Annotated in this window: 21 protein-coding genes; 5 read left to right on the top strand and 16 right to left on the bottom strand. The window is 46.0% G+C overall.

What is annotated here, in order from left to right:
* Positions 1–22: 22 nt before the first annotated feature.
* Positions 23–2,464, bottom strand: coding sequence for a glycoside hydrolase family 31 protein (locus tag QT397_24210; protein WNZ55911.1), 2,442 nt, complete (start codon positions 2,462–2,464; stop codon positions 23–25).
* Between the two features lie 186 nt (positions 2,465–2,650).
* Between QT397_24210 and QT397_24205 the strand changes: the two genes are divergently transcribed.
* On the top strand, positions 2,651–4,168 hold the full coding sequence (locus QT397_24205) for an MFS transporter (GenBank protein ID WNZ55910.1): 1,518 nt from the start codon (positions 2,651–2,653) through the stop codon (positions 4,166–4,168).
* 177 nt (positions 4,169–4,345) lie between these two features.
* Entirely contained in the window at positions 4,346–5,749 is a 1,404-nt protein-coding gene (locus QT397_24200; protein ID WNZ55909.1) for an alanine/glycine:cation symporter family protein, read from the top strand.
* A 67-nt stretch (positions 5,750–5,816) separates the two neighbouring features.
* On the opposite strand, the gene QT397_24195 is transcribed toward QT397_24200, so the two are convergent.
* The 3 genes from QT397_24195 to QT397_24185 form a co-directional block, all read right to left on the bottom strand.
* Complete coding sequence (locus QT397_24195; GenBank protein WNZ55908.1) at positions 5,817–6,263, bottom strand: L,D-transpeptidase family protein; 447 nt, start codon at positions 6,261–6,263, stop codon at positions 5,817–5,819.
* The gene (locus QT397_24190; protein ID WNZ55907.1) at positions 6,221–6,544 is read right to left on the bottom strand and encodes a hypothetical protein; all 324 of its coding nucleotides are present in this window, start codon (positions 6,542–6,544) and stop codon (positions 6,221–6,223) included. The genes QT397_24195 and QT397_24190 overlap by 43 nt, the downstream gene beginning before the upstream one ends.
* A gap of 585 nt (positions 6,545–7,129) precedes the next feature.
* Positions 7,130–7,381: a hypothetical protein gene (locus tag QT397_24185; protein WNZ55906.1), complete on the bottom strand. Its 252-nt coding sequence runs from the start codon at positions 7,379–7,381 to the stop codon at positions 7,130–7,132.
* Between the two features lie 43 nt (positions 7,382–7,424).
* Between QT397_24185 and QT397_24180 the strand changes: the two genes are divergently transcribed.
* On the top strand, positions 7,425–8,825 hold the full coding sequence (locus QT397_24180; GenBank protein WNZ55905.1) for an aryl-sulfate sulfotransferase: 1,401 nt from the start codon (positions 7,425–7,427) through the stop codon (positions 8,823–8,825).
* Positions 8,826–8,905: 80 nt separating this feature from the next.
* Here the strand turns inward: QT397_24180 and QT397_24175 are convergent, their stop codons facing one another.
* Positions 8,906–9,964, bottom strand: coding sequence for a hypothetical protein (locus QT397_24175; protein WNZ55904.1), 1,059 nt, complete (start codon positions 9,962–9,964; stop codon positions 8,906–8,908).
* Between the two features lie 298 nt (positions 9,965–10,262).
* On the opposite strand from QT397_24175, the gene QT397_24170 reads away from it, so the two are divergent.
* Positions 10,263–10,577 (top strand): cupin domain-containing protein, encoded by a 315-nt coding sequence (locus QT397_24170; GenBank protein WNZ55903.1) that lies wholly within the window; start codon positions 10,263–10,265, stop codon positions 10,575–10,577.
* A gap of 764 nt (positions 10,578–11,341) precedes the next feature.
* Here QT397_24170 and QT397_24165 read toward each other — a convergent pair.
* From QT397_24165 to QT397_24155, 3 genes are all read right to left on the bottom strand, one after another.
* The gene (locus QT397_24165) at positions 11,342–12,172 is read right to left on the bottom strand and encodes a polyphosphate kinase 2 family protein (GenBank protein ID WNZ55902.1); all 831 of its coding nucleotides are present in this window, start codon (positions 12,170–12,172) and stop codon (positions 11,342–11,344) included.
* Between the two features lie 39 nt (positions 12,173–12,211).
* Positions 12,212–14,737 (bottom strand): plasma-membrane proton-efflux P-type ATPase, encoded by a 2,526-nt coding sequence (locus QT397_24160; GenBank protein WNZ55901.1) that lies wholly within the window; start codon positions 14,735–14,737, stop codon positions 12,212–12,214.
* 712 nt (positions 14,738–15,449) lie between these two features.
* Positions 15,450–16,214: an outer membrane beta-barrel protein gene (locus QT397_24155; protein ID WNZ55900.1), complete on the bottom strand. Its 765-nt coding sequence runs from the start codon at positions 16,212–16,214 to the stop codon at positions 15,450–15,452.
* 105 nt (positions 16,215–16,319) lie between these two features.
* Here QT397_24155 and QT397_24150 point away from each other — a divergent pair, with 105 nt between their 5' ends.
* On the top strand, positions 16,320–16,442 hold the full coding sequence (locus QT397_24150) for a hypothetical protein (protein WNZ55899.1): 123 nt from the start codon (positions 16,320–16,322) through the stop codon (positions 16,440–16,442).
* 251 nt (positions 16,443–16,693) lie between these two features.
* Here the strand turns inward: QT397_24150 and QT397_24145 are convergent, their stop codons facing one another.
* The 8 genes from QT397_24145 to QT397_24110 all read right to left on the bottom strand — a co-directional run bounded on the left by QT397_24145 (position 16,694) and on the right by QT397_24110 (position 20,196).
* On the bottom strand, positions 16,694–17,170 hold the full coding sequence (locus QT397_24145; GenBank protein WNZ55898.1) for a hypothetical protein: 477 nt from the start codon (positions 17,168–17,170) through the stop codon (positions 16,694–16,696).
* A 144-nt stretch (positions 17,171–17,314) separates the two neighbouring features.
* A complete protein-coding gene (locus QT397_24140; protein ID WNZ55897.1) occupies positions 17,315–17,533 on the bottom strand; it encodes a hypothetical protein in 219 nt (72 codons plus the stop codon).
* 81 nt (positions 17,534–17,614) lie between these two features.
* A complete protein-coding gene (locus tag QT397_24135; protein WNZ55896.1) occupies positions 17,615–17,893 on the bottom strand; it encodes a hypothetical protein in 279 nt (92 codons plus the stop codon).
* A 75-nt stretch (positions 17,894–17,968) separates the two neighbouring features.
* Positions 17,969–18,391, bottom strand: a complete 423-nt coding sequence (locus QT397_24130; GenBank protein WNZ55895.1) for a hypothetical protein — start codon at positions 18,389–18,391, stop codon at positions 17,969–17,971.
* A gap of 155 nt (positions 18,392–18,546) precedes the next feature.
* The gene (locus tag QT397_24125; GenBank protein ID WNZ55894.1) at positions 18,547–18,930 is read right to left on the bottom strand and encodes a hypothetical protein; all 384 of its coding nucleotides are present in this window, start codon (positions 18,928–18,930) and stop codon (positions 18,547–18,549) included.
* A gap of 84 nt (positions 18,931–19,014) precedes the next feature.
* On the bottom strand, positions 19,015–19,416 hold the full coding sequence (locus tag QT397_24120; GenBank protein WNZ55893.1) for a hypothetical protein: 402 nt from the start codon (positions 19,414–19,416) through the stop codon (positions 19,015–19,017).
* Between the two features lie 90 nt (positions 19,417–19,506).
* Positions 19,507–19,866 (bottom strand): hypothetical protein, encoded by a 360-nt coding sequence (locus QT397_24115; protein ID WNZ55892.1) that lies wholly within the window; start codon positions 19,864–19,866, stop codon positions 19,507–19,509.
* Positions 19,867–19,923: 57 nt separating this feature from the next.
* Positions 19,924–20,196, bottom strand: a complete 273-nt coding sequence (locus tag QT397_24110) for a hypothetical protein (protein ID WNZ55891.1) — start codon at positions 20,194–20,196, stop codon at positions 19,924–19,926.
* Positions 20,197–20,294: the final 98 nt, after the last annotated feature.

Raw genomic sequence — 20,294 nt, 5'->3', positions numbered from 1 at the left:
CAGTGAACAGCGGTTTGCTGAATTATTGATTTTTGAGCATTAAATCCAGCGGTTCTTTGTGCCAGTCAAATTTAACCAGCAGTTGCTGCTTGCGCTTGTTGTACCAGGCCCCACGGGGTGCCTGAGCAAAGTCTTTTTCACTGTCGAAAATAGGCAGGGATTCGCCGGTAACATCAAGCTGCGCAGGCACTTGTTGCCAGTTGTGGATCTTTAAATTGACCTTGCGGGATTCCGGCATACCGGTATAACCGTCTCCTTCTCGATTAAAGGCGAAGGTTAAACCCTGCTGTTTGTTTTCAGCTGAGAAATGCAGCTTCTCGTATTTGCCTTTTTCAAAAGCCTGTGCGGTAGCGCCATCATCTTCATAAACATAGCGCTCGGACTTTGCTGCTGATGAGTGCGCGTAGTAGTCCAGGGTCAGGTTTTTACTGGAGTAATCACGACTGCTGTGGACATCGTCAATGGTGGGAATAATGGCGCCGGCCCGCACCAGTACAGGAATCGTTTTCAGGTTCACTTCTACCAGGGCCTGATCGCCAGAATATTGTTCATCAGTCCAGTAATCGAACCAGGTGCCGCCGGGCAGCTTTACCGCGACCTCATCCACATCTTCTTCCACGACTGGGGCAACGAGGAAATCTTGACCCCACAGGTAGGCATCCTTGTAGTCCAGGAGAGATAGGTCACTTTCGTTTTCGAAAAACAGCGGGCGCATCAGTGGCATGCCGGTCTGGCTGTTTTCGAAGGCGAGGGTGTAGTTGTAGGGCAGCAGGCGATAGCGCAGTTTTACATATTCGCGCAGGATATCGCGGGTGCGGCGGTCGTGGAAAACCGGTTCGGAAGCAATATGATCCTGGGCGTGCGGGCGGTAAACCGGTTGGAATACGCCGTACTGTAACCAGCGGATATAGAGTTCGCGGTCAAATTTCTCACCGCCGGCAAAGCCACCCAGGTCTGAATGGGTGTAGCCAAAACCCAGCAAGCCCATGCTCAGAGCCAATTCCACCTGGGGCTGTAAGCCACCCCATTCCCGAGCGACGTCGCCGGTCCAGGGGATCATGCCGTAGCGCTGGGAGCCGGCAAAACCGGCGCGCATCATAATAAAGGGGCGGCGCTCTGGGTATTTTGCCGTTTGGCGTTCGTGCAGTAATTGCGCCCAGGCGTGGCCGAAGGCGTTGTGGATTTCATCGGCCATACCGATTGCGTGAACGGTATCGGAGGGGTGAACTTCCGGCTCACCCAGGTCGCCCCACCAGCCGGCTACGCCCTGTTCCAATAATCCGTCGTAAATATTCCAGAACCAGTCGCCGCCATCTTCAGAGAAGACATCGATCAGGCCGGTATTGCCGAAGTAGAAATCAAAACGCTTGGGTTCTCCGGTCAGGTTTTTGGCCAGGGCATTATTCGCCACGGCTTCCTGCCAGCGTTCGGAGGTGGAGAGGACAAAAGGCTCGGTCACCAGGATGGTATTGATGCCGCATTTTTTAAGGTCAGCCATCATCTTTTCTGGTTCGGGAAAGGCTTCCTTGTCCCAGGCAAGATTGCCCATATGACCCTTTATATCTGGGCCAAACCAGTAGAGGTCCAACACCAGGGCGTCCAGGGGGAAATCTTCTTCGGCAAACTTATCCACGGTTGCGCGGACTTCAGCTTCGCTGTGATAGCCAAAGCGGGAGGCGAAGTTACCCAAGGCCCAACGGGGTGGCAGGGGCTGTTTGCCAGTTGTGGATACATAATTCTCCAGCAACTGTGGATAAGTATCACCGGCTACCACGATGTAAGCGGTGCGCCCGGCTACGGCTTCAAATTGCAGGATATCTTCTTCGTTTGCGCCCAGATCCAGGGTGCCGGTGGCAGAGTTGTCGAACAGCAGAATGTATTTGTTGCTGGACAGTACTGCTGGCAGGGAAAAATACATCTGGTTGGATTCGGTGGTGTATCCGTAATGGGCACGGTTATACAGAGGGAGGCGTTGACCGCGACGGTCCATCCCCATAACCCGCTCTCCGCCGCCCAGCAGTTTTTCCTCTGGCGACAGTGCGAAACGGAATCCGCGCATCGTCTCGGTGGCAAAGAAACCACTCTCTTCACTCAGGATTTGTTCGCTACCGCGCAAGTACTCGATTCGGAAGGGAGACTTGTGGATGACTGCAGTAAGCGAGCCAGTGCGGTAAACGAGCTTGTCCCCTTTTTGCTTCAGCGTAGCCTCGGGTCGGCCGGCAGAATCGCTGGCCAACGCAAATGAGGGCAACTGCTTCAGGCCTTCGCGGCGATAGTGCACCGATAGCGCTGACGGACCAACCGGGGTGAGGGTGACCTCGCCCTCACTCGTCTGTACAGTTAGTGAGTCTTCGCTCATGGTGTGATCGCGGTAGTTGCGCTGTTCAGCGGCCAGGGATTGAGCGCTCAGGCAGAGTGTAGCTGCGAGACACACCAGGCGCAGGAGTGGGAGTTTTAGGATCATCGCGCGGGACTTCAGTTGCTTGATTAGGATTCACAGTTTCGTGTTGGCCCGGCGTATACGCATGGGCCTGAGTTTATCCTAAAGCGAAGGATCTGGCCCGCATCCTCCCCTATGGGGGAGGATGGATGCTCCGGGAGAGCGTGTGAGAATGGCAGAATAAGCATAACTAGTGATGCGGTGACCTCTATGACCCAATCAGCAAGCAGCGCCATTGCGCCGCAAGCCCAGCAACCGCGCTTGCCCTTTTGGCAGGTGTGGAATGTCAGTCTAGGTTTTCTCGGGGTGCAATTTGGCTTTTCTCTGCAAAATGCCAATGCCAGTAGAATCTTGTCTGATCTGGGGGCGGACCTTCACTCCCTGTCTCTATTCTGGATAGTGGCGCCGCTCATGGGACTGATCGTACAGCCGATCGTGGGTTCAGCTTCGGACCGGACCTGGAGTCGCTTCGGTCGCCGCAACCCCTTTATCCTTTTTGGTGCCATCGCCGCAGCCCTGGGGATGGCGTTTATGCCCAATGCCGGGATTGTGGTGGCGATAGTGGCCCCAATTATCTTTGGCGGCGTTATGTTGGCCCTGATGGACGCGGCCTTTAACGTTACCATGCAGCCTTTCCGCGCCCTGGTATCCGACATGGTGCCATCAGAGCAGCGCACCCTGGGTTACTCGATACAGTCTTTGCTGATTAACATTGGCGCCATCTTCGGCTCCATGTTGCCATTCATCCTGACTAATGTGATTGGTCTGGAAAATACCGCTCGTGCGGGAGAGGTGGCGCCCTCCGTTATATGGGCTTTCTATATCGGCGCCACAGTGCTGCTGGGCAGTGTGTTGTGGACTGTGCTGCGCACCAAGGAGTATCCGCCGGAGCAGTACAATGCCTATAAAGGTCTCGACTCCGCACAACTTGAGTGGGAGAGACAGCAAAAACCCCCACTTGCAAAGCGCTTGATCGGTTTTTTCCAGCTGCTAATTAAAATGCCGCGCACTATGCGCCAGCTGGCCCTGGTGCAATTCTTCTCCTGGTTTGCCCTGTTTATTATGTGGGTTTACACCACGCCCGCGATCACTCAACACGTTTGGGGAGTGGAAGCCAAGTGGTTTGATCCCGCCTATCTGGAAAGTGTCAAAGAAATTCCCGCACATATCGCTGCCGCTAAGGGTGCTGCCGGTGACTGGGTAGGAATTATTTTTGCTGCTTACTCCCTGTTTGCAGCGATCTTCTCTATTGTCCTGGCCCGTTTGTCTCAGGTGCTGGGGCGTAAGCTCACTTATTCCCTATCGCTGGCACTGGGCGGTTTGGGATACATCAGCTTCCTGTTCTTCCAGGGGGGCGATCCCACACAGGTGAATCTGTTGATTACAGAAGTTTCCGTACCCAGTGGCGCCCTGGGATTATTGCTACCGATGGTGGGTGTGGGCATTGCCTGGGCCGCTATTCTGGCGATGCCCTATGCGATCCTCTCCGACTCACTGCCGGCGGATAAGACCGGTGTTTATATGGGGATTTTTAATTTCACTATCGCCGCACCACAAATTGTTTCTGCCCTGGTAGCTGGCTTGATATTGAAAACAGTTTTCGAAAACCAGGCAATTTACATCATTGTTCTGGCGGGGGTGTGTATGTTGCTTGGCGCTATATCGGTGGCGCTGGTGAGGGAGAGTTCAGAACCCGAGCCCGCATTAAAGGCAACTACTACAGCTTGATAAAAAGTTGTAAAAGATTGTTAAAAAAGCCCCTATTTGGGGCTTTTTTATTGCCGGGATTCCAGGTTTTCCCAAATTTTTCGCATTTATGAGGCTGCGGAGTTTTATGGCGGCATTTTGACAGTCTGGTGTGAGCGTACCTAGACTGGGCGAATCTCACCGGAAATGAATTAAATTATGTCGATATTCCCTGCTATTGATCAGGCATTAGAGGCTTTTGCCAGTTTTGTCTGGGGTCCCCCCTTATTGGTGCTACTCGTTGGTGGAGGCCTCGCGCTATTAATCTATTCTCGTGGCCGTCCCTACCGCCATCTTGGGCACAGTATTGGGCTTTTAAGTGGCCGATACGATGACCCCAATGACCCTGGACAAGTGAATCACAGCCAAGCGCTATCCACAGCGCTTTCGGGAACCCTGGGACTTGGCAATATTTCTGGGGTTGCCATCGCAATTACGATTGGTGGGCCTGGGGCGATTTTCTGGATGTGGGTAACCGCCCTGGTGGGGGTGGCTACCAAGTTTTATACAGCGACGCTGGCGGTGATGTTTCGCGGTCGCGATGCCTCCGGGGAACTGCAAGGTGGCCCCATGTATGTTATTCGCGAGGGGTTGGGCCGACGCTGGATGCCGCTCGCGGTACTGTTTGCCGTGGCGGGACTCTGCGGTATGTTGCCGGTGTTTCAGTCCAATCAAACCACGCAGCTATTGCGAGAGTCTTTTGCTGAGCCCTTGGGTTGGGTAGCACCCGGAGGTTCACTCACTTTTGATTTTGTTATTGGCTTATTAATTGCTGTTGCATCGGCCTACGTTATTGCCGGTCGTATCCAGCGTATCGGTAAATTCTCCGCAAGAGTAGTGCCGGGCATGGTACTGTTTTATCTGGGCATGACTCTTGTGGTGATTGCCAGCTTCTGGGAGCAGGTACCGGCAGCATTTGCGCTGATCTTCTCGGATGCTTTCAGTGGTCAAGCTATTGCTGGAGGTACTCTGGGTTCGGTAATCACAGTAGGGGTAAGCCGGGGCGCATTTTCCAATGAGGCGGGTATAGGCACAGAATCTTTGGCCCATGGTGCAGCGAAAACCCGTGAGCCCGTTCGAGAAGGCGTGGTTGCCATGCTGGGCCCCATTGTAGACACACTGGTTATCTGCACTTGCACTGCCCTGGTGATACTACTGACTGGCGCTTGGCAGCAGGAAGGGGATATTGCCGGCGTTACCTTGACTGCACAGGCATTTTCTCAGGTGTTTGGGCAGTTCGGCCCAATTTTGCTACTGCTAATGGTCCTTCCGCTGGCTTTCAGCACTATCGTTACCTGCTGGTATTACGGTATGAAGTGCTATGTTTTTCTTTTCGGTGGCCGCTGGCAGGGTCTTTATACCGGACTCTACATGGTGCTGATTATATTGGGTGCGGTGGCTTCTTTAAGTGCGGTAAACAGCATCATCATCGGGATGTATGCGGTAATGGCGATTCCAACAATGGTGTCTACTTTATTGCTGGCAAGGCATGTTAATCGAGCGGCGCACGATTATTTTACCCGTATGGATTTAACAAAGAGAAAAGAGGCCGAGGCCTCCTAATTAAAAAAGGCGGACTAAATAGTCCGCCTTTTTTATGGTTGGTAAAAATTTACCTGTTACTTCCAACTTAAGGCACCACGGACACCTTGGTACCAACCTTGGCGTGGGCATAAAAAATCTTAGCCATATGCCAGGGGATACGAATACAGCCATGAGAGGCGGGATATCCCGGGACGTGGCCGGCATGCATGGTAACGGGGCCATTGATACGCATCATGTAATCCATAGATGCCCCGCGGAATCGAGAACCCGCAGGTTTGCGGTGGCGGCGCACATCCACATTGCTGCGCATTACATAGCCCCGTGGGCTGATGTAGTGACCGTACAGATTTGATCGATGGCTGTATTTCTTCTGTGAAATACGGAAGTTACCGGTAGGTGTGCGGTGTCCGGGTTTGCCAGTAGATACCGGGGACATACCGGCCAGACGCCCGCCCTTATAGAAGTATGCCATTTGATCACTGAGGTCGATCACAATACGCGGTGTTCCCTGAATATTGGATTTAAACCACATATGGCGGCTATGCCGTGGATTCGCCGCGTATCTGGAATGTGTTCCGTATCTGGAGTGAGCCCGATAATTCCTGTTGTATCGGGAATGCGCCCTGTAATTTCTGTTGTATCGGGGGTGTGCTCTGTAGTCCCGGTTGTGCCTTGAGTGCGATCTGTAATTCCTGCTATGCCGTGAATTTGCTCGGTAGTCCCTGCTATACCTGGAGTGTGCTCCGTAGTTTCCATGTCCATGTTGAGCGCTGTATCGCGAATTATAGCGGGAATTGGAATAATCCACGGCATAGGTCAGTGGGGCAAGAATTGCAGATCCCACAATCACTACGGCAGCGGCGAATGATGATTTTTTGCGTAGAGATCCCTTCTGTTTCGTGGAAATGGATTGATGATTTTGCAGCGAAGATCGGCTATGCATTACACACCTCTCTACTACCAGTGGGCCGTGTAAACAACCGTGGATTTTGAATCCAGCTACAGTTTGTCTTAGGGCAAGTATTTCTGCCCTACTACAGGGACAAGTCCATAGCTGGTGATTTCCCCAAAGCAGATAACCGTATACTCGGCCTCGGCTGCGGGTTGGTACTGCGGCGGCATGAACCACTACAAGTCCAAGGGATGGTAAGGTGGGTCTTAAGGGCTGGTGACAACAAAAAGGAATATACTGAGGTTCTCTTAGAGGATGCTCTTCTATTTGTTAGTGATTTTTAGGGATTTTGTCTTAGTTGCTAAGGTTTTATGAGTAATCTACCGTAACTTGCGAGTCAATTTCCAGCGTTCTTGAACCACGCCAGAATAATAGAAATAGCGTTCAAAAAGTTTTTATTATTTACTTCATCTTAGTAAGTGTCGCGACTATATCGTTATCCAAAATTATCCCCATTTCTCATTCTTGTTGTGCGGGCCATTGCGCATTAGAAAATTGAATGAAGAAATTTCCTTTTCGGGATCGCTAAAATATTTCTTTCTGGTTTGAAAACCAAGTAAACGAATCCACCCTTTTTGCGTTATGTGATAGCTGATAATTGGAAGCTCCCCTGAAAATGAAATACCAGGGTAGGGATGATTACTTTTAATATTTATTAAATAGGATTTGGCTATGACTGGAAGATCGACGTTACCCATATTTTTTCTAGTATGTATTGTAATGCTGTACAGCAATCCGGGCGTGAGTGTTGAGGTAGAGCAAGCGAATGAAGCTCTGCTTGCTTTGGATGACGAAGTAGAATTAACCCTTTCGATGCATCCACTAAATAGTTTAATGGTGAATGCGCAAGTATCGACTAGCAGTGAGTCGCGAGTGGCGATCAGGATCAACTCGGCGGTAACCGACCGTCGGCGAACAAATTATACCGACTGGGGCACAGAGCATGATATGACCCTAGTAGGTTTAAGGGCCGATACCACTTACCGTTTTACTGCACTGGCAATGCTGGAAAGTGGAGACGTTGTGCAGAGTTCGACTATTTCTTTCAAGACTGGTTCGTTACCTGAAGGCGCTCCCCCAGTTGAGGTAACTACATTTACAGAGCAAAGCGAAGGAGGTGTAACTATTTTTGCACCTTCAGGTGACAGGGATAATACCTTTTGGGGATTCGATGAGGAGGGTGAGGTTGTCTGGTACCTTCACGGAGATGTTCCTCTAACCGGAGCTCCGGTAGTGCGCAATTTACAGGATGGCAATTTAATGTTGCTGTTGGATCAGGAAGCAAGGATTATCTCCTTTGCTGGTGAAACGCTGCAATCATTTGAGCTGCCAGCCTATCACCACGATGCAATTCTTCTTGAAAATGGAAATCTACTGGTATTAACAAACGCCTATGAAACAATTGATGGTCAATTGATAAAAGGAGATGCGATTCTTGAAGTGGATGGGCAGGGCAATACTGTATGGGAATGGTCTGCATTCGATCATCTCGATACTCAGCGTTTCCCCGGTGAGTTAGCCAATCGAGAAGCGAGCAATGGTGCGCTGGATTGGACTCACTCTAACTCGTTACACTATATTTCTGCCGATAATTCGATTTTACTGTCAAGTCGCTCTCAAAGCTGGGTGGTCAATATTGATCATAATAGTGGCGAAGTAAACTGGATTATGGGTAGGGATTTGGATGCTTCCGAGGGATTTCTTGAGAAATTATTTTCATTGCAAGATGGCACCTGGATGGCTTCTCAGCATGCAGCTATGCTTGCGTCAGACGGAGACATTCTGATTTACGATAATAGGAATGAGTCCGAATACAGTGGTGAGGTCTATAATAGCCGCGCAGTGAAATTCTCTTTAAACACAGAGGAAATGGTGGCAGTGCAAACTTGGGAGTACGTTGCACCAAAGTACACCAATTCTTTAGGGGATGTAGATGAACTTCCCGGTGGGAATATTCTACTTTGCGCGGGCGGCCCATCCAGTGCTAGTACCGGCAACAATAGAGATGCATATATTGTTGAAATCGCCGGCGATCAGACTGCAGAGACGGTTTGGGAGATGATAGTCAATGATACGAGTGTATATCGTGCTGAGCGTTTTACTTGGAATGATATATCAGTGGTAAGTGATTTATCGCTTTAGATCCTCTAAATAGTTAGGCGCCAGTAACATACTTTGTTGCTGGCGATCCTTATTAAAGGACTTCTAACCAGATTTGGCAATCAGTGCTCTATAGCATTGATTATGTTTCTAAAGCGGTATTCCCCCAGTAACTGTTGAATATCACTAGATAGGGCTTGAAGTGTTTTAATTAAATATGGCTTTAGCGTGATAATGTTAGGCTTTTTTTTGGGAAGTTTATGATTTGATGGAAACAGTTCTTCACCTCCTTCGAGGAACTCATCATTTATTTTTTTATTTTCCTGTGAATATCGATCTAAAAAATTAGCCCTATCTTCATCAGAGTTCCATAGGTGTGGTGATCTCGGTAGTGTTCGCTTGATTATATTTTGTGTATTGCCAGATTTTATCCATTTCAATAGTTTTGTATTTTCAGATTTTGAGTGTATTTGCTGGTTTAATATCTGCTTTAAAGCGGCCTCTTCATTTGATAGACTCTCTCTTATGATTTTGTTAGAGTTTGGTAGGCCGGAAATCCCTAGAGCACGAAAGAAATTAACTGGTAGGTCGCCATTACATAGCTGCTCGTAAATGAGTATTTGTATATTGGGAAAGAACTTTTTGAATGCTGCTATATTTTTATAAAAGTTCAGGTTTCTACCTTCTATCTTTGATAGGAACTCCTTGAATGGCAGTTTCGCTAGTGGAGATACTCCTTTCATAATATGTTCTTTGTATAGAGACTGGGCAAAATTATCTTGTCTGCGCAAGGTTAAGATGATTTTAGTTTGCTCTGGGGGTAATGTGTTGGAGAGTTGTTCTAAATAATGGTGCCGAGCCTCAATCCAGGAGCAATCTTTTGTTTTATAAGTATGTCGACAAATAGGCTCTGCACTAATTAATAGATCAAGGTTGTTTTTCTGCGACTTTGACTTCCAGTCATATGCTAGCAACTTTCCTCTGGAGATAGGTGGACTTTCAGGGTGATCGGAAAATGAGTGTGCAAAAAGATGGTGACCCTTATCTATGCTAATTAAATTTCGATGAATAATGGGATATAAAATACCTTTACTTCTTAACAGCCTTCTATATTTATAGGCGTAACATTGTATTGCTGTGGTGCCGGTTTTATGTAGCCCTGAATGTAAATAAATAGTCATTATATGTTCTTTGTGTTTTATAGATCGTGATCTGGTATCTACTGCTGTTTAATAGGTGCTCATATCTATTTCGAATGATCTATTTTATATTTTATGTGAGTGTTGTGTTTTGGGGGCGTCAAAGAGCCAATATTGAAGGTTTAGTAAAAGATATTCTATTTTCTGGTCTCGGGCTCATTTTGATTTCGGTTGGCGTATGTTTTTCTATATTAATCCCAATTGTAGAGTCTATTGGTTTTAGTATAGTTGTATTTTTGTAAATTGTTTTTTCATGCCGATTTAATGTTAGGGGAGACTTATGGGTAATTTTTTCACTCAGCTACCAGGTGATCACTCTAGGGAGCATTTTGAGAGTTTGCTAGAGGGGAAAAGCTGCAGGGTTGAGCGGATTGTATCTTACGGGCAGTCCTCGCCTGAAACAGGGTGGTATGATCAAGATGAGCATGAGTGGGTGTTAGTACTTTCCGGTTATGGTGTTATTGAAATGGAAAATGGTGAGAGGCACCACCTGGGGAAGGGGGATAACTTCTTGATTGGGGCAAATCAAAGGCACCGGGTGGTGGAGACAGCTGCAGATGAGGCCACTATATGGTTGGCAGTTTTCTTTCAGTGAAGCAGTTATCTTTTAAGATATAAATCTTATGAGCTCCTATCAAGAGTTCTATACCTACCAATGTAAATCGGATCTAAAGTCCTCTGACGAGTTAGTATTGTTAGCTTTAAGACAGGTGTGTCTACTGACTAGCAGGTCAGCCTGTGCATATCTCCATATACCGAAGAGGCCTGTTAAAATTTTCGGGGCTTTGCTTAAATTGGATAGCTTTAATTTGGTCTGATCGTTTGATACCAAGTCAAATCCTTTTCTGCCAGGTAGTTTATGCTACCTGGTTTTTTATTTTAGTCTTACGTCAAGCAGTGATATCTGCATAGATTTTATAAAATTTTATTTTTGGTTATCTATAATCAGATCGACGGCTGGAGTATCTAGCGGTTATACCCTATGTATGTCTATTCTAGAGGTCTTTTTTATGGGCTAGGCCTTGGGGTGGATTTTTTATAGAAAACTATGTTTCAGTATATTTAGTACTAGGGTGAAAGACTTCAATAGTTATGGGTGGATAGATTCTGCGATAGAAGATAATTTCATTATCCCTGATAACAATTGAATACTTATTTGGGATCAGTGGCCAGAGGAAAATGATACTGCAGCTGATTTCGTATTGAGGCAGAGTGATTTTGTAAAGTCTATTGGGAATGACGGCGAGCTGCCCAGCGCATCCACTTTAAGTCTTCTGATAGAAATCTATAATTAAAAGATAACTTGTTTATTATAGGTTTAGGGAATAATAGAACCTTAATTTTTTAGCTTTTAATTTGTTAAGAATTCTTAAGTTGATGATACTTGGTTTTTATCTCTTCCAGGTTGACGGTGGGGGCAGGAAACTGGGGGTTTAATTTCTTTAATGCTTCAGAAATAATTGAAGCTACGGCCAAGTCCCGGAACCATTTGTGGTTTGCGGGGATAACAAACCAGGGCGCGTATTCGGTGCTGCATTGATTTAGCATATCTTCAAAAGCACATATATACTCATCCCAATATTTTGCCTCAGTATAATCACTTTCGCTGATTTTCCACTGTTTGGCGGGATCATCAATACGTTGCTTGAATCTCTCCAACTGCTCATCCTGACTGATATATAGGAAAAATTTCAGTATTATTGTGTTACTTTCAGAGAGTAATTTCTCAAAGTTATTAATTTGTTCATAGCGTTCACTCCAAATGTCCATTGGAACCAGGCTATGCACTCGTTCAATCAGTACGCCCTCATACTGAGAGCGGTTAAAGATTGATATATGCCCCCGGGCAGGGGTTACTTTGTGATATCGCCATAAGAAATCATGCTCGCTCTCTTCTTTTGAAGGTTCCTTAAAGGAAATCGCTCTACACATTTGTGGATTTGTTGCGCCTAATACGTGCTTGATGGTGCCATCTTTCCCCGAGGCATCTATTCCCTGCAAGCAGATAAGTAGAGATGTTTTACGCTCAGCGTAAAGCTTGTAAGTGAATGAACGTATCTGCTCATCTATACGCTGGGTATCTGGGAGTGCCTCTTCACGATTTTCGTAACAATGTTTGAAGCCCGGGTCTATTTCGGAGAGCTTTATCTTGCTGCCAGGCTTTACCCTGAAATCTTCGAAACAATTCATAGTTCGACTGCCTACCTTTGTTAGGCTTTTGTAGATGGCTCAGATATCACTTAATCTTCGATAAAGAAGTTTCTTGACCAGGTCCAGGAAAAACATCCAGATAATCATGTATAGCCATACCAGACCGATTATAGTCCAGGGTATTGCCGGCACCAGCCAGCCGAATCCACACATCAGCACGGTAAATGCTTGGGTGCCAACAATTGCGATAAACAGAGGGAAAGCGGGTAGTGGTTTGGAAAAGAAAGCTGTACGAGAGCGAACAACGAATAACAGTAGATGTCCACCCGCTACGATCTGTAAAAATACGATAGTTTGAATTTGCTCTTTATTTAATGCGATCCAGGATTGCCAGTTGGTGTTATTGAGCCATTCCATTCCAATAAAGAGAATACCCATTGTTTGAGCAATAGAAAAAAGGCCGATAATGCTGGAGCCCAGTAATAGGTCTCGCATTTGCCAATGCACAGGTTCCTTGGGAAGCAGAGTATTATCGTAGGCAATGGTCATAATGGGGATGTCATCAAGAAGAGCCACTAGTACGATCATAACCGGGGTTAGGGGCGAGAAGCCGAACATTATGGTAGCAAAGACAACCACCACCATAATATCTAGAGTCATGGATACCCGGAAAAGTACGTAATTAATAATGCGTTCAAATATTTTTCGGGCTTCGTCAATCGCATCGACGATGGTAGATAGCCCGGGAGAGGTCAGGATAATGGCTGCTGCCGCGCGTGCGGCGTCGGTTGCACCGCTAACGGCGATACCGCAATCAGCTTGCTTAAGGGCCGGCGCATCGTTCACACCATCGCCAGTCATGGCAACCTGGTGACCCCTACCTTGCAATGCTTTCACAATGGCATATTTATGTTCGGGAAACACTCGCCCAAATCCATCTGCACGCTCAACGGTATCGACGATAGTAGATGGCAGGTGGTCCATATCCTGGGACTTTGTAAACACACTACTGGCAGCGAAAATATTTGTTCCAATACCGACTTGGGTGGCGATTTCCTTGCCGATAGCCACATCGTCGCCAGTAATCATTTTTACTTGAAGCCCGTGTTCCCGTGCGCGCTGAATAGTGTCTTTGGAGTCATCCCGAGGTGGGTCTTCAAGAGACAGAATACCCAGGAATTGCCACGAAGAGGCGTTTGCCTTCTGCGCAACGCCGAGGGAGCGCAACCCCCTGGAGGCCTGTTGTTGCACACATGCAGTGGCTTTGTCGGCCTTCGCACCACTCAAGTTGCATAAGTCGACAATAGCCTGGGGGGCCCCTTTGCTGAAATATAGGGTTTGCCCATCCTGATCTTGTACTTTGACTTCAGTGCGTTTGCTCACCGGATCAAAGGGAGTGAATTCCTCAACCTTATATTTCTTCAGTTCTCCCTTATTTTTCAGGCCGGCAAAAATTGCTTGATCAATTGGATCACTGGCGCCTGCTTCAGATGCGATAGCGGCGGCAAGAATTAACTGGTCGTTGTTTTCCGCGCTGAATAAGGTAGGTTCTTCGAGGCACAATTGGTTCTTAGTGAGGGTGCCAGTTTTATCTGAGCAGAGGATATCAACACCAGCCAACTCTTCGATGGACTCCAGCCGCGAGACGATCGCTTTTTTACGGGATAGCGCCAGGGCACCGAGAGCATTGGTCACAGTGATGACCGAAGGCATGGCAACGGGAATCGATGCGATCAGCAACACCAGTACAGTGCGAAGAATATTGATGATATCTGACCAGTGCCATGTTTCGGCGACCACGATATCGCGGTATAACTCTGTGCCCACCAGAATAACGGCCAGCACCAAACACAGCACGATGAGGAAGTCACCGATATGGGTGACGGCTTTCTGCGAATGTGAGGCACTTTGCCCTGCGCCGGCAACAAGTTGGGCGGTGCGCCCAAAGAATGTATTGTGCCCGGTACCAATGACCACAGCGGTCATCTCCCCGCGTTTGGCGATACTGCTGGAATAGCCAATATCACCGATGCTCTTACTGACGGGTAGAGATTCCCCGGTAAGGGCAGCCTGATCAATACTGATGGATTTCCCTTCGGTAAAGCGCACATCAGCAGGCACGACTTGCCCTAGCTTGATTCGCACTATATCGCCTGGGACCACCATCGCCGCATCGATAGATTGATACTCCCCATCTCTTAATACATTGGCTTTGGGGGCCATGCTGGCCTTCAGTGCTGCCAGCGCATTGGCAGCTTTGTGTTCCTGCCAAAACCCGGCAATCGCGTTGTACAACAGCAGGGCCATAATGATGGCGAAATCGGGCCAGTGGCCAATTAATGCAGAGAGCAATGCGGCCGCTTCAATCATCCAGGGAATGGGGCCCCAGAAAAATCGCAAAAACTTAGCGAGTGCGCTTTGCTCCTTCTCCTGAATGGCATTGGGACCATATTTTTGCAGGCGGGTGCTGGCTTCATTTTTGGTGAGGCCGGCGGGTGATGTGTTTAGTTCAGTGTAAACTGCATCAATATCAGCGTTCTGCAAATCCAGCGATTGCTGATCGCTGTTGTTTTGATTATTTGGCGATGATTCTTGACCTTGCACTTTGGGTTTCCCAATGACAAAGGTTTACCTGTGGAGTCTGTTCCAGCACTAGATAACTCAATCTAGCAGTTTGCGCCACTCGCTATGTGGACATTGGTGACGGTGGTAAGAGAAATTTGAAGGTGTAGAGTTAAAGATAAAATAGCCGGCATTAAGCTGGCGTGAAAAACCATTATTCCTGCGGGCTATTGAAAGGGATATATCCGTGACAACTGATTAAGCCGCAGGGGCAGCCTATCTTGATAACGTCGCGGTTTTTCTACGGGGTTTCGAATAGCAATCCGTGCTGTAGTACTTGGCCAACAAGCCTAAGGTATAGGCCATATGCAGGTGCTTTCAGTATATGCCTAAGTTCTATTTAGCTTATAGTGCATTTCATGATAGGCCAAAACCCAACTATATAGGGTATCTACTATTAGTAGGTAAGTCCTAACCATAGTGTTTAGGCGAACAGCACTAATTTGTTAAGGATCTACCTTTCAAGAGCGACATTAAATCAAGGATGCCACGTACCCATCTCGGTTGCTTGAACCACTGGCCGTTAAGTGAGGACTCACAGCGATGACGATGGACATTTAGGTTGCTCTGTTATCATACCACTCGATCTATCCATGAGTATTGGCTCTAGATCGAGATGCATCAAGGATCTGATACTATTTTGAAAATAGCGCGGCCCTCGATGAGGCCGCCTTCGAATCTGTAAACTGATTATTCAGAAATTATAGCTAAGCGCTAACGCAGAGAAAGATGGGGTTTCATTATCGACGCTATAGATTGTGTGTTCCAGGCTTATGGCCCAATTCTGATAATTCCAACCTGCTGCTATCCCATAGTACCAATCGTAACCATCGTTGCGCCATTTGCTTGATTCTGAGTATTCAACAGGTCCCCCAGTACCTGGAGCTCCAATAACAGTTGGAGCTGTAAGGTACTCCAAATACTCCCCTTTGAATTTATATTTAACATCCCAGCGTTGATATCCAAATCGAAGACCTGTATATAATGCTTTTTTCGTATCAGTAGAAATAGATAAGCCTAGTGTCTTTAACTTAATCTCTGAGCTGAGGTTTTCTGTAATGCTAAAGTTAGTATCTGTACTTGAGTAGTGGTACATTCCACTAGATTTTCCTAAATCGCTAAATCCACCTTCTAAAGCGAGAAACCTATTGATCCGGTAACCGGCTGAAAAGCTCCAGCCTTCTGAATCTGACAGTGAATAATCATAACTATCTATAACTTCTTGGGCTTCAATATCTGTGTCAACGCTGCCATAAGATATTCTTAAGTAGTAATTGTCTTCCTGAGCGATGGTATTACTTGTGGCAAATAGAGCGAATAAAAAAAGGTTGTTTTTTTCAAGAGTTTCTCCGTAAGTAACGCTTCGCACAAAGAGAGCGATTGCTGCGACTTGTATGGTTGTTCTTAATCGATTCTGATGTTGAAAATCCTTTTCGCTAACGGGTAAATTGAGATCCACCTTCTGCGGCCACCGAAGGCCTTGTTTGTCACAGTTCGTTGCTGCGCCGGTTTATAAAACAAGTAGGAACGTGACAGACACTCACTAGGCATAACTTGAATAGTCATGTGGGCCTCTAGCCTGGATAGCAAGGCGGAGATAGCTTATCTTATGGAACCTCAAGAGATCAATGTCAGTATCGATACCGGTAGCAAACAACTGGATATTTATGTGAGACCTACTGATTAATTCTTTAGTTTTACCAGTGATAAAAATGGTATTAAGGATACCATTAAACAACTACAAACTCTTCGCCATACAATACGATCCCATGCCAAAGCCGATGTATAAGCGATTAGTGGACTCTGGCAAACCTAAAAAGGTGGCTCTGATTTTCTGCATGAGAAAGCAGATTACGACCCTGAATACGATGGTAAAAAATAACACCTATTGGAATGAAAGTATGGCTTAAAAACTTGATGAGCGACCATAGTCACTTATTATGAGCTACTGTACTCTCGGCTAAAATCTATACCTCCGCGTAATTTGTAATTCAAAGCTTTCCCACTCTGTAAAATTGGTGCTTTACGAACGTACATTTTGAAACCTGTGGCGCTTATTTTAAATTCCCCTTCCTGGCAGTCAAAACGAAAATCGTACTCATCGAAGCGACCATTCTTTGTTTTTCTCTCATTCACCATATGCAGATCGGCGATTTCTAGCTCACCTTGCCTTGATTCAATGTCAAGTAAAATATTGCAAGCATTTTCAAATACCATCGTAACTGGAGCAACCCAGAACTTAAAATACGTTTCCCCTTCCCTTGGATGAATCCATTGAAAAATGTAATCGAGATCTATCATAAACTCGAAATTCTCCGTATCAGCCAGGAAACCCCATATTTTGGAGTCGTGCCACCCCATTAGGGAGAAGTCTTTCTCAGACCAAATGTTCTTTTCAAGTTCGTAGGTATACACTCTTATGCCTCATACTCCCCGCAATATGCAGGGCTTTAAAATCAAGGCGAGGCCGAAATGGAAAAGCCGTCGATGTGCCTGTGATTGTTATGTGGCTGCCTCTCTATCAGCTTGTAACCTTGGTAAGATTTGGAGTTGTCATCACTAACTACTGTCTGAACTTCTCGATTTACCATAAATCAGCCCCAAATAAGCTACCGGCCAAACGAGGGGGCCAACAATGTATCCTTTCAAAATGAGCGAGTAGTTGGTTTTTTCCTTTATCCAATCATCAAATAGGGCAAAGAGCATCGCAATTGTTATAACACTTAAAAGATAAATCAGGAAGGCTTTTACTACTGGATGTACCGATTTAATTTGCATCGAAAGCCCTTAGATAGTTAACATTCACCAAATGGCGGAGGTCCAGCAAATATGTGGTATTTGCAATTCTACCTACGCTTATCATACTTGATTATGATTAGCTTTATTCATGACAAAATGAATAAAGCTACGTGCAAATACTACGATAGCAAAGGCCAAAATTGAAATACCTAAAGTAGCACTATCGCCAACTATACCTACATCATAAATTGGGTTACTTTCACGCTCAGTTTGCAAGAAAAAGATAAGCCACAACAAAAACCATACGGCAGTACAATAAATCAGTAGTTTTTCACCCCAAGGTAATACTAATGGGAAAAATACTGTCACCGAAAGAATGCCTAATATGAAAAGTGTCATAAAGTCCCTTTACACATAACGCTAAGTGAAGGAGGGAGAGCGTAGCTCTGTGTCCCGCTTGCATGGATTGTAAGCTCATTCGCAAGCATCGGCTATATCTCCAATTTTTAGTGCCGCGTTAATCCAAGGGGTGACGTAACTGTTATTTGCTCCACCCTCAAGGATGATTGAACCACCTATGCTATCGGAGTAATACTCCAGTCGGTAGCTAGGGCCATCCATTATAATGATCTCTGACTCAGCCGGCTTTTTAATGCCAACAAATATCTCTGTTGTTTCAAATATGGCACGTTTAATTTCTTTGATGCCAATTTCTATTTGAGGGCAGTCTGAAACTTTGATAATGCGCTTGTCGAGGCCAACTTCCGGAGTATAAGCAATATAGAGAACATCATCATTTATGTGGTAACCGTACTCAGATCCAGGTGCATACCAAGGCCCTGTTAGGAAGGTGATGCCGCCAAAGTAATCAAGGTCATCCCCGTATGCGGACTGCAATACATCCTCTTTATTCTCTTGTGACGTACAAGAAGACAAGATCATCGGTATCAGAAATGTAAATACTCGAATCTTCATAGAGAGCTAACGTTACCAGCTGGGGCCAAAAAACCAGAGCGAAGCGGCGGTTTTTTGGCCGCCTCTGGCGGGCTTAGTTATGTTTGTACTTGTTTATATGCATAATACTTGAACAGCATTGCTTGAATTAACGCAAAAGAACCATAAATTATTGCCGTCTCTGCTACACCTGAGAAAATATATATAACGACAGTAAAAACCACTGCCGCACCGAAATATAGAAAATAACTTCCATTGCCATACCTGCAAATTAACCAATGAACAGGAAAACCAAATAATAGCCAGCCAACGATTGAGAATAGTAAGTAAACCCCCAGAAAAATTAATGAGAACAACCCAAAGCCCGCCCAACTATATAAATCTTGAGGAAGTCCAATTTCATACAATGTATAGAAGAGAACAAGAAGCGCGGGGAAAAACACGCTCTTTAAAATTGCTGAATCCCACCTTCCTAAGTCCATCGGATGCACCCAAAAATAAAACGTCTTGCCTACAGGCTGACCGTCAGGGCGGTCCAGCCCGGAGGGTGACTGTGCGGCAACTGGTTATGTTTTGATTGTAGTATAGTCATCTATGCTTTGGACTTTAAAAACTTTGTTATTTGAGAACTTAAACTCTATTTGCGCACCACCAGTTATGCGGTTTGCTGAAACTGATTTTATAACTGTACCTTCAATACCTAACTTTTTGCCCCAATCTATTAACGGGTAGCCAAAATCTGTTTCTCTACTGGCTTTAGGGTCTTCTAGGCCATTGTTACCTGAGCGCCAAAATAAAATTTCATAATCGAAGTAAACTCTGAACCAATCACCTGAAACTTTTATATAAAGGATGTTGGCTTGATCTTCTCTTTTATTCTCACACCAAAATTCTTGAGCGATCAGCTTCTCAAGTTCTTTGTTTTCTATTTCTGGCCAATCGCCATTAATTGAAATTTTATCCATCACTTATAGAGCATAAGCCGTGCTAAACGGCGCGCGCCTTTCGCGCGTCCAGTGGAGGCCGTTTTTCGGTCGGAACGGTGTTTGAGTACCTTGTTATGGGCTGCATATATCAATACCCTTTTTCCTAAGATAGGTGATGAGATGATAGTTATATGTTTCCGCATATACTGGCGCAATTACTTGGTACTTCCTTTCTGCGAAGCTATCTATTGCGTCGTCAATCTTTAAATACTTGACATTGCTGCCATATTCGCAATTCTTATCAATGAGAGGAACTTCGTTAAGAAGCATGCCTGTAAGGCCAATCAGCCGTAAATCACCATTATCAGCCGCAGAGATAGCCTCGCTCTCTGGATTTGCGTGTAAAATCCAGTCAAAACCCTCTTGGTAATTCTCGGTACTTGAACAAGACGCCACTAATAAAGCTATAAAAATTACTCTAAAAATATTCATACTTTGAGAGGCTCATAACGCCTCAATAACCGGCAGCGTTGTGGCGAAGACACGCTTTTAGCTGTCCGGCGCCAAAGGCGCGTAGTTAATTGACTTGTTAGGTGTTTTTGGCCAAAAGGAGCACTTCGCTACATGCAGCATTAACGCTATTGCTGGAAATGCCCAAAAAATTGCTATGAATGCTGAAAATACTACGGACAAAACACCAATGACAGTACCTATAACAACAAGTGCTTTAGGTGCGCGATTATCTCTTACCCAGTAAAACAAAATTAAAAAATATAAAATCCATGCGGGAATGAAAAACGGGAAAGCTATTTTTATCGACACTCCTATAGCCAGAAAAGATAGGCCCGAGCATAGAATCGTAGTAATAAGCCTGTATTTCATATGACACCTAACGCCTAGCCCAGCCGCCGGCAAACGTG

The organism is Microbulbifer sp. MKSA007 (assembly GCA_032615215.1).
In the GTDB taxonomy this organism is placed as follows: domain Bacteria; phylum Pseudomonadota; class Gammaproteobacteria; order Pseudomonadales; family Cellvibrionaceae; genus Microbulbifer.
This window is presented reverse-complemented; position numbering and strand designations above follow the sequence as displayed.

Excerpts from the sequence above, each read along its gene's own strand:
- QT397_24190 (WNZ55907.1), bottom strand. The coding sequence starts at position 6,544 with ATGCCGTGGATTATTCCAATTCCCGCTATAATTCGCGATACAGCGCTC.
- QT397_24115 (WNZ55892.1), bottom strand. The coding sequence starts at position 19,866 with ATGAATATTTTTAGAGTAATTTTTATAGCTTTATTAGTGGCGTCTTGT.
- QT397_24210 (WNZ55911.1), bottom strand. The coding sequence starts at position 2,464 with ATGATCCTAAAACTCCCACTCCTGCGCCTGGTGTGTCTCGCAGCTACA.
- QT397_24165 (WNZ55902.1), bottom strand. The coding sequence starts at position 12,172 with ATGAATTGTTTCGAAGATTTCAGGGTAAAGCCTGGCAGCAAGATAAAG.
- QT397_24140 (WNZ55897.1), bottom strand. The coding sequence starts at position 17,533 with ATGCAAATTAAATCGGTACATCCAGTAGTAAAAGCCTTCCTGATTTAT.
- QT397_24175 (WNZ55904.1), bottom strand. The coding sequence starts at position 9,964 with ATGACTATTTATTTACATTCAGGGCTACATAAAACCGGCACCACAGCA.
- QT397_24200 (WNZ55909.1), top strand. The coding sequence starts at position 4,346 with ATGTCGATATTCCCTGCTATTGATCAGGCATTAGAGGCTTTTGCCAGT.
- QT397_24205 (WNZ55910.1), top strand. The coding sequence starts at position 2,651 with ATGACCCAATCAGCAAGCAGCGCCATTGCGCCGCAAGCCCAGCAACCG.
- QT397_24135 (WNZ55896.1), bottom strand. The coding sequence starts at position 17,893 with ATGACACTTTTCATATTAGGCATTCTTTCGGTGACAGTATTTTTCCCA.
- QT397_24185 (WNZ55906.1), bottom strand. The coding sequence starts at position 7,381 with ATGGGTAACGTCGATCTTCCAGTCATAGCCAAATCCTATTTAATAAAT.
- QT397_24150 (WNZ55899.1), top strand. The coding sequence starts at position 16,320 with ATGTGGGCCTCTAGCCTGGATAGCAAGGCGGAGATAGCTTATCTTATG.
- QT397_24125 (WNZ55894.1), bottom strand. The coding sequence starts at position 18,930 with ATGGACTTAGGAAGGTGGGATTCAGCAATTTTAAAGAGCGTGTTTTTC.
- QT397_24170 (WNZ55903.1), top strand. The coding sequence starts at position 10,263 with ATGGGTAATTTTTTCACTCAGCTACCAGGTGATCACTCTAGGGAGCAT.
- QT397_24195 (WNZ55908.1), bottom strand. The coding sequence starts at position 6,263 with ATGTGGTTTAAATCCAATATTCAGGGAACACCGCGTATTGTGATCGAC.